The sequence below is a fragment of the Mycobacterium gordonae genome (genome assembly GCF_017086405.1).
GTDB lineage: Bacteria > Actinomycetota > Actinomycetes > Mycobacteriales > Mycobacteriaceae > Mycobacterium > Mycobacterium gordonae_D.
This window is the reverse complement of sequence record NZ_CP070973.1, coordinates 4,560,695-4,574,403: the sequence shown is the minus strand read 5'-3', so window position 1 is coordinate 4,574,403 and position 13,709 is coordinate 4,560,695. Positions and strand designations below refer to the sequence as shown.

The 13,709-nt window shown below is 66.1% G+C and carries 14 protein-coding genes and 3 pseudogenes; 7 read left to right on the top strand and 10 right to left on the bottom strand.

What is annotated here, in order from left to right; translation table 11 throughout:
- Nucleotides 1-33: 33 nt before the first annotated feature.
- Nucleotides 34-451 (top strand): annotated as a pseudogene (locus JX552_RS19570) (MBL fold metallo-hydrolase).
- Nucleotide 452: 1 nt separating this feature from the next.
- Here the strand turns inward: JX552_RS19570 and JX552_RS19565 are convergent.
- Nucleotides 453-764: a hypothetical protein gene (locus JX552_RS19565; protein WP_205873595.1), complete on the bottom strand. Its 312-nt coding sequence runs from the start codon at nt 762-764 to the stop codon at nt 453-455.
- A 278-nt stretch (nt 765-1,042) separates the two neighbouring features.
- Between JX552_RS19565 and JX552_RS19560 the strand changes: the two genes are divergently transcribed.
- Entirely contained in the window at nt 1,043-1,804 is a 762-nt protein-coding gene (locus JX552_RS19560) for an SDR family oxidoreductase (RefSeq protein ID WP_205878561.1), read from the top strand.
- Here the strand turns inward: JX552_RS19560 and JX552_RS19555 are convergent.
- Nucleotides 1,801-2,319: a hypothetical protein gene (locus JX552_RS19555; RefSeq protein ID WP_241010632.1), complete on the bottom strand. Its 519-nt coding sequence runs from the start codon at nt 2,317-2,319 to the stop codon at nt 1,801-1,803. The genes JX552_RS19560 and JX552_RS19555 overlap by 4 nt on opposite strands.
- Nucleotides 2,320-2,531: 212 nt before the next feature.
- Nucleotides 2,532-3,140, bottom strand: coding sequence for a PaaI family thioesterase (locus JX552_RS19550; RefSeq protein WP_241010631.1), 609 nt, complete (start codon nt 3,138-3,140; stop codon nt 2,532-2,534).
- Nucleotides 3,141-3,290: 150 nt separating this feature from the next.
- On the opposite strand from JX552_RS19550, the gene JX552_RS19545 reads away from it, so the two are divergent.
- Nucleotides 3,291-3,902, top strand: a complete 612-nt coding sequence (locus tag JX552_RS19545; protein WP_205878559.1) for a PadR family transcriptional regulator — start codon at nt 3,291-3,293, stop codon at nt 3,900-3,902.
- On the opposite strand, the pseudogene JX552_RS19540 reads toward JX552_RS19545, so the two are convergent.
- Nucleotides 3,903-4,082: pseudogene (locus JX552_RS19540) on the bottom strand (FAD-binding protein); the annotation flags it as partial.
- 237 nt (nt 4,083-4,319) lie between these two features.
- Here JX552_RS19540 and JX552_RS19535 point away from each other — a divergent pair.
- From JX552_RS19535 to JX552_RS19520, 4 genes and pseudogenes are all read left to right on the top strand, one after another.
- Nucleotides 4,320-5,151, top strand: a pseudogene (locus JX552_RS19535) (3-ketosteroid-9-alpha-monooxygenase, oxygenase component).
- Nucleotides 5,148-5,420, top strand: a complete 273-nt coding sequence (locus JX552_RS19530; RefSeq protein ID WP_205873594.1) for a ferredoxin — start codon at nt 5,148-5,150, stop codon at nt 5,418-5,420. Before JX552_RS19535 ends, JX552_RS19530 begins: the two are co-directional and overlap by 4 nt.
- A gap of 11 nt (nt 5,421-5,431) precedes the next feature.
- Nucleotides 5,432-6,415 carry an NAD-dependent epimerase/dehydratase family protein gene (locus tag JX552_RS19525; protein WP_205873593.1) on the top strand — a complete coding sequence of 328 codons (984 nt, stop codon included), beginning with the start codon at nt 5,432-5,434 and terminating at the stop codon, nt 6,413-6,415.
- 4 nt (nt 6,416-6,419) lie between these two features.
- Nucleotides 6,420-7,217: an SDR family NAD(P)-dependent oxidoreductase gene (locus JX552_RS19520; protein WP_205873592.1), complete on the top strand. Its 798-nt coding sequence runs from the start codon at nt 6,420-6,422 to the stop codon at nt 7,215-7,217.
- A gap of 85 nt (nt 7,218-7,302) precedes the next feature.
- On the opposite strand, the gene JX552_RS19515 is transcribed toward JX552_RS19520, so the two are convergent.
- The 6 genes from JX552_RS19515 to JX552_RS19490 form a co-directional block, all read right to left on the bottom strand.
- Nucleotides 7,303-8,310: an acyl-CoA dehydrogenase family protein gene (locus tag JX552_RS19515; RefSeq protein WP_205873591.1), complete on the bottom strand. Its 1,008-nt coding sequence runs from the start codon at nt 8,308-8,310 to the stop codon at nt 7,303-7,305.
- On the bottom strand, nt 8,307-9,446 hold the full coding sequence (locus JX552_RS19510; RefSeq protein ID WP_205878558.1) for an acyl-CoA dehydrogenase family protein: 1,140 nt from the start codon (nt 9,444-9,446) through the stop codon (nt 8,307-8,309). The genes JX552_RS19515 and JX552_RS19510 overlap by 4 nt, the downstream gene beginning before the upstream one ends.
- On the bottom strand, nt 9,446-10,222 hold the full coding sequence (locus tag JX552_RS19505) for a crotonase/enoyl-CoA hydratase family protein (protein ID WP_205873590.1): 777 nt from the start codon (nt 10,220-10,222) through the stop codon (nt 9,446-9,448). Before JX552_RS19505 ends, JX552_RS19510 begins: the two co-directional genes overlap by 1 nt.
- Before the next feature lie 71 nt (nt 10,223-10,293).
- A complete protein-coding gene (locus JX552_RS19500; RefSeq protein WP_205873589.1) occupies nt 10,294-11,655 on the bottom strand; it encodes an HNH endonuclease signature motif containing protein in 1,362 nt (453 codons plus the stop codon).
- Nucleotides 11,656-11,931: 276 nt separating this feature from the next.
- Nucleotides 11,932-12,852 carry an alpha/beta hydrolase gene (locus tag JX552_RS19495; protein ID WP_205873588.1) on the bottom strand — a complete coding sequence of 307 codons (921 nt, stop codon included), beginning with the start codon at nt 12,850-12,852 and terminating at the stop codon, nt 11,932-11,934.
- Nucleotides 12,849-13,649 carry an IclR family transcriptional regulator gene (locus JX552_RS19490; protein WP_205873587.1) on the bottom strand — a complete coding sequence of 267 codons (801 nt, stop codon included), beginning with the start codon at nt 13,647-13,649 and terminating at the stop codon, nt 12,849-12,851. Before JX552_RS19490 ends, JX552_RS19495 begins: the two co-directional genes overlap by 4 nt.
- Nucleotides 13,650-13,709: the final 60 nt, after the last annotated feature.

Here is a 13,709-nt window from a genome sequence, read left to right as displayed (position 1 = left end):
ACACCTTGGTGTCGACCCCCGAAGGGGAAGCTTGTGAAAGTCCACCATCTCAACTGCGGCACCATGCACACTCCGGGTGCCCGCATGGTGTGTCACGTCCTCCTGCTTGAGACGGACAACGCACTTGTCTTGGTAGACACCGGCTTCGGCTCGCAAGACTGCCGGGATGCCAGGTCACACCCGCGGGCATGCGGCGGTGGCAGTCCAAACTCATGACCACACCGGTGAGCAATGGATATTGCACTGCGGGGACGCTTTCTACCACTCCGGCACCTTGGACAGATCGTCGGTGCCGTTGATGTTGCGAACGTACGAAGGGATGTTCGCCTTCAGCCGCCGGCAACTGCTCGACAACCAGGCTCGGCTGGCAGAACTCTACGAACGCCGCGAACCCGGATTAAGCATCGTGTGTGCGCACGACCCCGGACTGTTCGAACAAGCCTCCCGCTGACTCAACTGGACGGCGGGGGCGGGGGTCGGTCGGAATGTGACTCATGCCATTGCACTTCCGCGGCGCGTGCCCGGTTGTGGGTACGACGCAACCACACCAGCCCGCCAGCGGCGAGTAACACCGCAATGACGACGCCGGCCGCGCCGACACCCGGGTTGCCGGTGGCGAAGGCGAACAACCCGATAAACAGCGCCATGACTCCGACGCCGACCGCAACGATCCCAACGGAGTTCACGCCATTTTTCATGGCCTCGCCGGCATGTTGGCGGGTGGTCCGATCGTGATCGATCGGGTCGGTCCTGGGGCGGTCCACTGTGTGCTCCTTGTGAGATTTTTCGTCAGCCAAGGTAATTGGCATTCGCCATCGGGGCTGCGGCATCGTTCATCGTCGGCGTGTTTGCCATCTCGTGAAGATGGCCTACCCGGTGTCTTGGGCCACTAAACGACGTGTCGGCAACGGTTCACGCCGGGAGGGACGGTCCCGGAGAGCCAACCCGAGGACAATGGCATGCTCCATAAACGGTAACCCCGTTCTCATCGGGCGCAGGTCGTGTGCCATGCTCTGCTGCGGAGGTCGCGATGGCAAGAACAGTGGTGGTCGGGGCGTCGAGCGGGCTCGGGCGCTGTATCGGTGTTGGGTTGGCTCAGCGCGGGGATCAGGTTGCGCTGCTCGCGCGGCGGCGCGAGCGGATCGAGGCAGCCGCTGTGGAAGCCGGACCGCGCGCGCTCGCCGTCGAATGCGACGTCACAGACGAGTCGTCGGCGCGTTCAGGCATCGATGCCGCCGCCGAAGCGCTCGGCGGCATCGACAACCTGGTGTACACGCCGGCGATCAGTCCACTGGTCCCGCTGGCGCAGACCGACGCCGAGACCTGGCGACGCGTCTTCGATACCAACGTGATCGGTGCGTCGCTGGTGACGGCGGCGGCCGTGTCGCATCTGTCGGCATCTGCCGGGAAAGTGATTCTGCTGTCGTCGGACGCCGGCACGTTCGGGCCACCCTGGCCGGGTCTGGGGGCATATGGCGTCAGCAAGGCGGCGTTGGAACGGCTGGTCGAGGCATGGCGTGCCGAGCATCCGAATATCGGCTTTACCAATCTCATCGTCGGTGAGTGCGCGGGCGGGGAGGGTGACGCGCAGACCGGTATGAATGCCGGGTGGGACCGCGACCTGGCGATGCAGGCGTATCCGCTGTGGGTGTCGCGCGGGTGCATGCCGGGCAAGCTGATGCCGGTCGAGGACCTGGTCGAGGTGGTCCACACCATCCTGGGCACCAATGCGTCGACGTCGATGCCTGTCGTGGTCGCCAGGGGCGCACCCGGTGGCGCCGCGCCGGTGCAGCAGCGGCCTTAACTCCCGGGGCCGACGACGAAGCACCGGCCGCTGTTGCTGTCTAACAGCACCTCGGCGACGGTCGACTTGTCGGTCGTCGGAAATTCGAACCGGTGGACCTGTTGACCGGCTTGGATCTCGGCGACCTGCGATTCGGTGCTGCCGTCCTTCTTACGCACCACCACGGTGACCTTGTCGGGTGTCGACATGTTCTGTGGCTCATGGAAATACCAGACCTCGATGCCCGCGCCGGACGAGGTGGCCTGCCAGCCGTCGGAATAGAAGCACGCGGGGTTTCCGTCGGCGTCAGGCGGCGGCGGTGGGCATATCGAGAGCCCGACGCAGTCCGGCGTGGTGGTAGTCGGCACGGTCGGCGTCAATGGGGTCGCCGGCGCGGCCGGCATGGTGGCGGATGCCAACGGCGTGGCCGGCTTGACGGAGGTGCTCGACGAGGCCGGCGGTGCCGCGTGCGGGGACCCGCAGGCAGTCAACCAGCAGGTCGTCAGGGCGGCCAGCAGCCAGATCGTCCTCGCCATTGACGGTCCTTTCACATGGTGTCCGGAGGTGCCTGGAGCTTAGAGCCGTTGTCGCTCGTAGGAGGGCACAACGCCACTTGTTCTCTTCGGAGACAGACGCGGCGCCTGTGATTGCCGTGACACCAGACGCCACATTCACCTCACCAGGCGCTGCGTCCGACGAATGTCGCGCTGCCCGCCTTCGCGCGACAACCACGATGCGCCGCTGCGATCTACGCGTTCACATTTCGCGGGTGGATGAAGATGCCTTCGGCAGAGACCATGACGCCCGCGGCGCCGCTGATCTGTCCGACCGCGAAGGTCTTGACGCCTTCCACCCTGTCCACCCATGCGTCCGCCCGCAGCGGTTGTAGCAACGGGGTCCGCTGGTGATAACGCAGCGTCAGCGTCCCGGTATAGGCCGGGCGGCCGGGGCGGTGTGCGGTGGCTCCGAGGATGTGGTCGAGGATCATGGCCGAGACACCGCCGTGTACATGCGCGATGGGACCCTCGAATGCGGCCCCGAGGGTGAATTCCGTCCACACCGAACCGTCGTCCTCATAGTGGACCGCCAGTGGGGGAGCGGACGGATTACGCACGCCCACAACGACATTGCCCGAAGCGATGCCCTGCCCATCGTCGATCCCACGCTCGCCGAACGTGCCGGGCATCAGCTCGGCGCTGAGTTCGGCTGTGACACTGTCGATCTTGGCGGCCGCGGCCGCGATGACGTCATGGTCCATCTCGGTGCGGATCGTCGCGTCGATCAACCGCCGCACCGATGCCGCGAGTGACTCGTACACTGGCAACGAATCAGTCATCGACTCAAACGAATCCACCATGTCCGTCACGATAGAGCAGCCACCGATGTCCCAGTCAGCGGTCCGTCGTCAGCCGACACCGGCCTGCGGGTTGTTAATCTTGGTGGCGTGGAAACGCCCAGCGACAAGGTGAAGTCGGCACTTGCCGCCACCAGTTGGGCATTGCTCGGCATGATGTCCTACGAAGAGGAAGTCTCGGGCTACGACCTCAAGAAATGGATCGACTGGAGCGTCGACCTCTACTACTGGAGTCCGTCCTACAGCCAGATCTACACCGAGCTGAAGAAGTTGGAGGGCCTCGGGCTGGTGACCTCGCGCGTGGAACGCGACGAAGGCACCCGCAGCCGCCGGCTCTACCGGATCTCCGAGGCCGGCATGGCCGCCATCATCGACTGGACCAACAACGCGCCCCTGGATCCGCCGGTGCTCAAACACAGCATGCTGTTGCGGATCACGTTCGGCCATCTCAGCAACCCCGGCCGGCTCAAGGAACTTCTGCAGCAGTACGTGTCGTACGTCGAGGCCCGGCACCGCAAGGCCGTGGAGGACGCCGAGGGTGCCGAGGCGGAGCCGGGCTGGGCGTACTCGGTGATCGCCCTGCGTTGGGCCGCAAAGCATTACGCTGCCGAACGGGAGTTCGCCCTGGAGCTGATGAAAGAGATCGACGAGACCGACGCGATCCTCGCCAAGGCCGGCAAGGGCAGTTTCGGCAAGCCGCGCCCCGCTCCGGGTCACTGGCGTGACGTGGAGAGGCAGATCGAGGCCAAACACACGACCGAGTGACTAGCTCGCCGCGTCGTGCGCCGCAATGTATCCGCACACCAGACCCTGCGCGATCGTCGCGCCCGCGCCCGGGTAGGCGGTACCGAACGCATTGGCCGCCGTGTTCCCGATGGCGCAGAGCCCGGCGATGACGCTGCCGTCTTCGCGCAGCACCCAGGCCCGCTCGTCGGCCCGTAGTCCAGAGCCCAAGCTCCCGTGCAGCCAGTGCCGCGGCCAGCCCAGTGCCCGAGCCGACCACCAGCAGGTCGACGCTCGTGTCGATGACGGGCAGACCCGACGGGATCGTGGTGCTGTGCTGGCTCACGCCTGATAACGGTAGGCCGGTGCGGCACCGTCGCGGAATACTTCTCCCGGTCAGCGGAACGGCTGAGGGCACAGGCGGTGGGAGAAGCGTTCAATGGTCGGTGTGGGGACGCAATCCGAGGCCGGGGGGAAATTCGGTTCATCGAGGCACAGGCGGCGCCGGGCAGGTTCGCCCGCGGCTGGCACTGCCTGGGCTTGGTCAAAGAGTTCGGCGACGGTAAACCACACGCGATCAACGCATTCGGTCAGAAACTGGTCGTCTTCCGCAGCGGGGACGGCAAGATCAATGTGCTCGACGGGTACTGCCGCCACATGGGCGGTGACCTGACGCAGGGTGAGCTCAAGGGCGACGCGATCGCGTGTCGATTTCACGACTGGCGACATACTCCAAGAACATCTTCGAAGGGCACGTCGCCAGCCAGTACATGAACGGCGAGGGCCGGCCCGACACGGGCAGCGAGGGGGCGAAGATGCTCGGCACCACCTCGGTGACGTCGTACTTCGGCCCGTCGTTCATGATCGACGACCTGACATACCATTACGCGGCCGGCGACCATCAGACGCTCCTCATCAACTGTCACTATCCGATCGATGCCAATTCCTTTGTGCTGCAATACGGCATCATCGTCAAGAAATCGAAGAGCCTGCCCGCCGAGGAGGTCGTCAAGGCCGCCACTCGGCACGGCGACTACGTGAGCTGGGCTTCGAGCAGGACGTCCAGATCTGGTGGCACAAGGCCCGCATCGACAATCCGCTGCTGGTCGAGGAGGACGGGCCGGTCTACCAACTGCGGCGCTGGTACGACCAGTTCTACGTCGACGTCGGCGACGTGCAGCCGGACATGGTGGACCGCTTCGAGTTCGAACTGGACACCAGTAGGCCCTATCAGGCGTGGATGAAGCAGATCGAGGCGAACATGGCAGCGAAAGCGGCCTCGGTGTCATGACCCGGGCCGTGCGAGCCGACAACCGTCTTGCGGACGTGCCGATGGCGCCAGTGGACTGTCACCGGTGTGGTGGGCAGGTGTTGGTCCGCAAGAGCAGCTGGAACCAGACCAGCGTGCAGTGGAACGCCCGGGCCGGCGCGTCATGCCTGGAACGTGCGCAGGCTCTCGAGGATCAGCACCGGGGGTTGTTCCTGGCGTGTTCGGCGCTGGGTGAGTCCATCGAGGCCGCCGTGGCGGCCGGAAGACTGGCCGTCGTCGACACCGGTTAGGGTTGCTGGCGATGCGAATCGCGGTGACCGGCGGCACTGGCTATGTCGGTGCCCATATCGTGCACGCGTTGCTGGCCGCCGGTCACAGCGTGCAGCTACTGGCCGAGCCCGGCTGGTCCAACGACCTATTGCTGCACCGGTTGCAGTCGGTCGGGGAGGTGTCGGTGGTGCGCGGGGACCTGCGCGCGCCGGAGGTTCCCGACGGGCTGTTGGACGGGTGCGACGCGGTCATCCACGGCGCCGGGGTGGTAGGGACCGACGACCGCCACGAGCAGTTGATGTGGGACATCAACGCCTATGCCGCCGAACGGATCATGCTGCGCGCTTTAACGCTGGGGCTGGACCCGGTGGTGTTGCTGTCCAGCTACAGCGCGCTGTTTCCGCCGCCGGGGCCGGTGATCGGTCCCGAATCCCGCACCGCACAGGGCAAATCCGCCTACGCGCGCACCAAGTCCTACGCCGACCGCGTGGCGCGGCGGCTGCAGCGTGACGGCGCTCCCGTCGTGGTCACCTATCCATCCAGTGTCGTCGGGCCGGCGATGTACACCGCGCCGGGCATCACCGAGCAGGGCTGGGGCACTATCGTCCGGTTCGGGGTAGCGCCCAAGGTCGCGCATGCGGGGATGATGATGATTGATGTCCGCGATGTCGCCGATGTGCACGAACGGTTGATGCGGCCGGGGCGGGGTCCGAAGCGTTACCTGTGTGGCGGCCAGTTGCTGACGTTCGACGACATGATCGCGGCGATCGAGCGCGGCAGTGGACGCCGCGTCCGGCGGATTCCGCTGAGCTCCAGTGCGTTTCGTCTGGTGGGCAGGATGTCCGATCTTGCCGCGTCGGTGCTGCCGCTGGGCAGCGGCTTCAGTTACGAAGCGGCGCAACTGATCACCGCGGCGATACCGACCGACGATTCCGAGACGCTGCGGGATCTCGGGCTCACCTGGCGGTCGGCTCGGAACGCGATCGTGGCGACGTTTGCCCAGCCACTAATCTGACCGCATGAGCGGTCGAGTTGCGGTGGTGACGGGAGCAAGCCGCGGTGCCGGACGTGGTATCGCCGCCGCATTGGCCGCCAAGGGCTGGCGGGTGTACGCGACCGCTCGCAGTATCTCCGAGGCGCCGCCGGGTGGCGTCGCGGTTCGGGTGGACCACGCCGACGACGACGCCGTGGCGGAGCTTTTCCAGCGGGTGGGCACCGCTGAAGGCCGGCTGGATTTGCTGGTCAACAACGCCGCCGTCGTATCCGATGAACTGGTCAACCCAAAGCCATTCTGGGAGAAGCCGCTTGCGCTGGCGGATGTGCTGGATGTGGGGTTGCGCTCGTCTTACGTCGCATCGTGGTACGCGGCTCCATTGCTGGTGGCCGGCGGGCGGGGCTTGATCGCCTTCACTTCCTCCCCGGGATCTGTGTGCTACATGCACGGTGCGGCCTACGGGGCGCAGAAGGCCGGGGTCGACAAGATGGCCGCCGACATGGCCGTGGACTTCCGGGGCACCGGAGTTGCGACGGCGTCGATCTGGATGGGCATCCTGTTGACCGAGAAGCTGCGCGGTGCGTTCGCCGGTAATCCCGAGGCGCTGGCAAAGACCGCCGAGCATGCCGAAACACCTGAATTCACCGGCATTTTGATCGACGCGCTGTTCCACGATCCGGCGTTGCCCGAACTGAGCGGCCAGACGTTCATCGGTGCCGAACTGGCCGAGCGCTACGGGATCACGGATGAGGGTGGGCGTCGGCCGCCGTCGCATCGCCACCTTGGTGTTCCGCGTGAGCCGAGCACGGTCGTCATCAGGTAGTCAGACATCAGACTCGTCACTCAGGCACCGGGAACGCGAGGCATGATGCCGGTTAATAAGTGATAGCGCATGCGATATCACGTCCCTAACCGGTGATCAGACCCCACAGTCCGCCAGCACTGGCATACAGGGCCGAGTCCGTCACCTTCTCGTCCCAGTACCGCAGGGAACCGAACTCCGAACGCCAGGCCAGCGCGGCACGGGTGAACTCGTGCAGCCGATGCTCACGGGTGGTGCCGATCGCGCCGTGCACCTGATGGGCATTCCGCACCACCACCGACGTCGCGTGTCCGGCGCAGGAACGAGCAACGGCAACAAGGAATTCCAGGTTGTCAGCCGACCATTGGCTGGTGACTCCGAGGGTGAGTGCCGCTTCGGTGGCCGCCCGCGCGAGGGCGGCCTCGGCGGCGACATCGGAGATCAGGTTCTGCACCGACTGGAATTTCGCCAGTGGGCGGCCGAACTGGATGCGGGAGCTCACATGCTCGATGCACAGCTGCAGGATCCGGTCCAGCGCGGCGCACACCTGGATCGATCGCACCAATCCTGACTTCAGCCTCAGCTGGTTGATCAGGGCCAGGGTGACTGGTGTGCCTTGCAGGGCGGCGAGGTCGGCGCTCACCGCGTCGCGCGGCTCGTCGATCATGTTGGCACCCGGGGTGATTGTGACGTCTCCGGCCGCGACGTCGGCGACACGGAATCCGCCCTGGGCCCGCCAGACCAGTACTACGCGCTCGGCCGCGGAAGCCCAGGGCACGTCGGTCGCGTGTCCCTGCTTGTCGAGCATGCACACCGTACGCACCGCATCGTCGACCGGCTCCCCGGCGGCTTCCAGCAGCCAGCAGGCCAATAAATCGTGCTCGGCCAACGGGATTCGTACCCCGTGCCGGGCGGCGGCGGCGAGCAGCTCCGCGGCCTCGAACCACCCGGCGCCGCTGCCGCCCTGCTCTTCGGCACCGGTGAGCCGCACCAACCCGAGCTCACCGAGCTGCTGCCAAAGATCGGCCCCGGGTGATTGCTTCTCGCGGTGCTCCGCGAAGACGGCGTCCATCATCTCGACGAGGTCGGCATCCACGGCAGGCCCGGAGTTCATCGCATGCCCAATCCACGCGCCATGACTCCGCGCAGTACCTCGTTGGTGCCGCCGCGCAGGGTGAAGCCCGGCCGCTGATCGAGGGCCACGCGAACCAGCTCGGCAAAGATCGAGTCGGGGGAGTCCTGCATGTCCGCGAACTCGGCGATGTCGCCCTCGGTGGTGGTGCCCAGAACCTTGACCACCGCGGCGGGGACATCCGCGGCTTCGTGCCGTTCCAGTGCCCCGGCCACCGCGGTGGACATGTGATGCAGGCCGGCGACGCGTGCCACCAGCCGGCCCAGGTTCGGGTCGCGGGGGATGGCGTTGGCCGCCATCCGGTCGGCGCACGCAGTCAGCAGGACGAAGGTGGACAGGAATCGCTCGGGGCCGCTGCGTTCGAACGCGAGTTCCGACGTCACCTGTCGCCAGCCGTCGCCGATCTCACCGAACACCATGTCGTCGGGCACGAACGCCCCGTCGAAGATGACCTCGTTGAAGTGATGCGCGCCGTTCATCGAGATGATCGGCCGGATCTCGATGCCGGGCCCGTGCAGGTCGACGAGGAACTGGCTCAGGCCGGCGTGCCGGTGCTGCGGGTCCACCGGCGCCGTGCGGGCCAGCGCGATGAAGGCGTGCGCGAGATGGGCGCCGGAGGTCCAGACCTTTGTGCCGGACAGTGACCAGCCGCCGTCGACACGCTCGGCCCGAGTGCGCACGCTGGCCAGGTCGGAGCCGGAGTCCGGTTCGCTCATGCCGATCGCGAAGAAGCATTCGCCGCGGACGATCCGCGGGAGGAAGTGTTGCTTCTGAGTCTCGGTGCCGTACTTGAGCAGCGACGGCACGATCTGGCGGTCGGCAATCCAGTGTGCGGCCACCGGCGCGCCGGCGGCCAGCAGTTCTTCGGTGACGACGAAGCGCTCCAGGAACGACCGGCCGTGCCCGCCGTACTCGACCGGCACGGTCATGCCCAGCCAACCCTGCGCCGCCAGCGTCGCGGTGAACTTGTCGTCCCACCGCGACAGCCAGGCGTCGACGGACGGTGTGTAGGCGCCCGCGGCGAGTTGTTCGGCGACGAACGTGCGCACCTCGTCGCGGAGTGCGCCGGTCGCCTCGTTTTCGATTCCGGCGGGCGGGACCAGTCTGGGCGCGGCCATCAGGTCGTCCGCCACTTGGCGATGCGCTGTTCGTGCTCCGGGTCCCGGTGGGCCAGCGGCTGCATGGCCGCGGCCATCCCTAGTGTCGACTCGAGTGAGCCGGTGCGTGATTCCTGCAGCAGCCGCTTGGCCATCCGCAAGGCGTGTGTGGGGTTCTTGGCGATGCGTTCGGCGAGTTCCTGTGCGGCGGCGAGAAGCTCGTCGTGCGGCACCACGCGGCTGACCAGACCCCACTCGAGAGCAGTTGTGGCGTCGACCCGGTCGCCGGTGAGGGTCATCTCGGCAGCGCGCTGGTAGCCGATGATCCGCTGTAGAAACCAGGTGCCGCCGTCGCCGGGGATGAGCCCGAGTTGCACGAAGCTCTCGGCGAAAGATGCACGCTCCGAGGCGATTCGGATGTCACACATCATCGCCAGGTCGCATCCGGCGCCGATGGCTGCGCCGTTGACAGCAGCGATCAACGGGACTTCGAGTCGTGACAGTGCGCGCGGGATCCGCTGGATGCCGTCGATGTAGGCGTAGCGCTGGTCGAGGGCGCTCAGGCCGAACATGCCGGACTGATCGGCCATCTCTTTGACGTTGCCGCCGGCCGAGAAGATCTTGCCCTCGCCGGTCAGGATGACGGCGCGGATTGCGGTGTCAGCGTTGGCGTGGTCGACCGCGTCTTCGAACGCCGCGATGACGTCCTTGCCGGTGATCGCGTTTCCGACGCTCGGCAGGTTGATCGTCCATGTCTGGATCGGTCCGGCACCGCTGATTTCCAGAGGATTGCTCATGCAGGCCACTGTAGGGAGTCCGCGCCGGCAGGTATTCGCGCGGGTGAAGAGCGTGCCCATGGGTGGCGACGTCAATCGGGTTCGTCGTCATCGGGGGCGAAGAGTTTTTCGGGGTGGTGGAAGGTGTTGATTCGCGGTTGGCCGTGGTCCAAGTGGGCGGGTGGGAGCCATTCGGTGTCGCTTTTGGCGTTTTTGCGGGTAGTCCAGCCTTTTTCGGCGAGGCGGTTATCCGGACCGCAGGCGAGGGTGAGGTCGTGGATGTCGGTGACGTGGGTGTTCGTCCAGCCGCTGGCATGGTGCACTTGGGTGTGGTAGCCGGGGACGTCGCAGCCTGGGCGGGTGCAGCCGCCGTCTTTGGCCAGCAGCATCAGTCGCTGGGCCAGGTTGGCGAAGCGCTTGGCGTGGAACAGGGCCAGGGGTTTGGCGCCGTCGAACACCGCCAGATAATGATGCGAGGTCGCGGCCCAGTTGATCAGGGTGGGCAGCGGGATGCGGGTGCCGCCGCCGGTGCGGGCGCGTCCCGCCCCGGCTTCGAGGTCTTTGAGGGTGGTGGTGACGATGATGCTGACGGGTAGGCCGTTGTGGGTGCCCAGCTCGCCGGAGGCGAACAGCTCCCGGATGGCGGTGACCATGGCGTCGTGATTGCGTTGGGGTTGGCTGCGGCTGTCGCGGCGGGCCGCTTGCTCATCGGGTGCGCCGTCAAGGACCGGCTTCTCGTCCTCAGGATTAGCGGCGCCGGGCGCGGCGAGTTTAGCCCACAGCGCTTCGATCAACGCCCGCAACTCCGGGGTGATCAGGCCGCTGATGCGTGACATGCCGTCGAATTGCTGGGGACCCAGGTTGAGGCCGCGGTGTCGGGCGCGTTCCTCGTCGGTGTAGTCGCCGTCGGGGTGCAGCAGCGCCATGAGTTCGCGGGCGTATTTGGCGACCTGGTCGGGGCGGAAGTCACACGCTTTGCCGGCGAGGTCTTTTTCGGCGGCTTCCCAGGTGCCCACGTCGATGCTGCAGGGCAGGTGGGCGATGAAGTCGCGGATCACCTTGATATGCCCGTCCCCGATCAGGCCCTGGCGTTGAGCCTGCGCGGTGGAACTCAACGTCGGTGGCAACGGCTCTCCCGTCAACGCGCGGCGCGGGCCGAGGTCTTCGGCTTCGGCGATGCGCCGGTTGGCGTCGGCTTTGGTGATCCGTAGCCGCTCGGCCAAGGCGGCGGGGAGTTTGGCGCCGAGTTCTTCCTCGGTCGCTTGGGTTTTGAGGTGGTTGATCAACGTGTGCTGTGGGGTGCGCATCCGGCGGTGCACCTTTTCCAGGCGCTCCACACCGCGCAGGAACTCCGGGGTGGTCAACGCGTCGAACGTCAAGTCGCACAGGTGATCAACGGCTGCGTCGAGTGCGTTGAAGACCTCCACGATCTCCTCACGCGTACTCGATGCCATACCCACAATTTTAGGAAAGGGCACTGACAACTTGGGGTTGCCGTGGGACGCCAAACCGTCTCAGCAGGGCGGTATTTCGCTCACGGCAGAACTGCCACTCGGACCGGTGTGTCGTCGGGATTATATGCACGCTCGCGCCCGAAACGTGTTGATATCACCGGCGATATCACATTCCGCGGATTGGTGCCACCCAGCTCACGTTGCGCGGACGCCCAAACCCGCTCAGCAGCTGCCTATCTCACGTTTGCGCGACCGCCCAAGCCGCGGCCGCGCGGATCATCCAGCCGAACCGACCACCGCCGCCAGTTGTGCGCACGCCCGCTCCTGCGCTTCGCGCGCAAGATCCAGAGTCGGAATGGACATGAAGCCGTGTATCGCGCCCTCGAGGTAAATCTGCGTCACCGAGACTCCGGCCGATTCGAGCCCCGCAGCGTAGGCAAGTGCCTCATCACGCAGCGGATCATGACCGGCGATCACCAGCACGGCAGGCGGCAGTCCGCGCAGATCACCGTGGAGAGGTGCGACGTAAGGATGCGCCCGATCGGCGACGCGCGGCACGTACTGGTCCCAGTACCACTGCATGGCCGGCTTCGGGTTGTAAAAGCCACGGCCGAATAGGCGGTAGGACTCGGTGTCGAAGTCAGCCGCGAGCACGGGATAGATCAGCATTTGTGCCGTCAGCTCAGGGCCATCGCGATCACGCGACATCAATGCGGTCACCGCGGCGAGGTTCCCACCCGCGCTGTCACCTCCGACCACCAGCCGGCCGGGGTCTCCGCCAAAGATCCCGTTGGCCGCCAAACCGGTAATCGCATACACATCCTCGGCCGCCGCCGGCCACGGATGCTCCGGCGCCAGCCGATATCCCACCGAAACCACCACGGCTGGAACCAGATTCGCGATACTGCGGCACAATCCGTCGTGGCAGTCCAGGTCGCAGAACACGAAGCCGCCGCCGTGTGCATAGATCAGGACGGGCAGCTCGTCGCCGACAGGTCGGTAGATCCGCACCGCAATATCCCCACCGGGTCCGGGAACCACGTCGTCGAAAATTTCAGCGACCGGCTCCGGATCATCCGGCAGCACCAGTCGTGAACGGATGACCGCCCGCGCCTGCGCACCCGTCATCGTGTGCACCGGAGGGAAGCCGGTGTCCAGTGTGTCGAGCAGCGCCGCGACCTGAGGGTCGAGTTTCACGCGTACTGCAGTGCGGGGTGCAGCGGACGCAACGGCTGCAGAGTCGGCGCCACTGAGTCGCCTTCGAGGTTGCGCCAGATGCCCATCGCGGTCATGCGTACCGGCGCCGTGAGGCGTTGGTCGAATCGCATGCGGTTCATTGGGCCGCATACCGAGACCGCGGCGACAGCTTTGCCAGTAACGCCGATAGGTGCTGCGACACAACCGAACCCGAGCAGCGACTCCTCTCGCTCGAACGCGACACCGTGCGCGCGCACCTTCGCCAGTTCGGCCGCCAACTGTGAACTCTGGGAGATCGAGTACCTGGTCCTGCGGACACCCAGATCGACCTGGGAAGCGTCGTCGCGGTACGCGAGCACGGCCTTTCCCGCCGCGGTGCAGTGCGCGGGTTGACGGCCGCCGACCCGGGTCGGAAGCCCGTTGCAGACCCGGTCGCCGATCTTGTCCAGGTAGACCACGTCTGAGCCGTCGAGCACCGCAAGGTGCACGACAAGTCCGGTGGCACGGTGCAATTCACCCAGTAGCGGCTTGGCCACACGTACCAGGCGGTCCTGATGGACGGCTAGTGATCCCAGCTCGACCAGGCGCATGCCCAGCTCGTAGTCGCGTCCGCTGCGCCGCAGCCAACGCAATTGCACCAGCCGCTCGAGCATCCGGTGTGCCGAAGACCGGGGCAGGTCGGTCCGTCGCACGATCTGCGCGAGCGTGAGCCGCCCCGGCCCCTCGAATGCGTCGAGGACAAGAGAAATGCGGTCGATGACGGCGCTGGGGGTGGTGGTGTCGACGCTGGCTGTCATGGATCCTTCGGTGCGCTCGCCATAGTCCTAACAGGAATATGCCTACTTGTATCACACCAC

Excerpts from the sequence above, each read along its gene's own strand:
- JX552_RS19525 (WP_205873593.1), top strand. The coding sequence starts at position 5,432 with ATGCGAATCGCGGTGACCGGCGGCACTGGCTATGTCGGTGCCCATATC.
- JX552_RS19520 (WP_205873592.1), top strand. The coding sequence starts at position 6,420 with ATGAGCGGTCGAGTTGCGGTGGTGACGGGAGCAAGCCGCGGTGCCGGA.
- JX552_RS19545 (WP_205878559.1), top strand. The coding sequence starts at position 3,291 with ATGATGTCCTACGAAGAGGAAGTCTCGGGCTACGACCTCAAGAAATGG.
- JX552_RS19530 (WP_205873594.1), top strand. The coding sequence starts at position 5,148 with ATGACCCGGGCCGTGCGAGCCGACAACCGTCTTGCGGACGTGCCGATG.
- JX552_RS19490 (WP_205873587.1), bottom strand. The coding sequence starts at position 13,649 with ATGACAGCCAGCGTCGACACCACCACCCCCAGCGCCGTCATCGACCGC.
- JX552_RS19550 (WP_241010631.1), bottom strand. The coding sequence starts at position 3,140 with ATGGTGGATTCGTTTGAGTCGATGACTGATTCGTTGCCAGTGTACGAG.
- JX552_RS19515 (WP_205873591.1), bottom strand. The coding sequence starts at position 8,310 with ATGAACTCCGGGCCTGCCGTGGATGCCGACCTCGTCGAGATGATGGAC.
- JX552_RS19510 (WP_205878558.1), bottom strand. The coding sequence starts at position 9,446 with ATGGCCGCGCCCAGACTGGTCCCGCCCGCCGGAATCGAAAACGAGGCG.
- JX552_RS19505 (WP_205873590.1), bottom strand. The coding sequence starts at position 10,222 with ATGAGCAATCCTCTGGAAATCAGCGGTGCCGGACCGATCCAGACATGG.
- JX552_RS19555 (WP_241010632.1), bottom strand. The coding sequence starts at position 2,319 with ATGGCGAGGACGATCTGGCTGCTGGCCGCCCTGACGACCTGCTGGTTG.
- JX552_RS19500 (WP_205873589.1), bottom strand. The coding sequence starts at position 11,655 with ATGGCATCGAGTACGCGTGAGGAGATCGTGGAGGTCTTCAACGCACTC.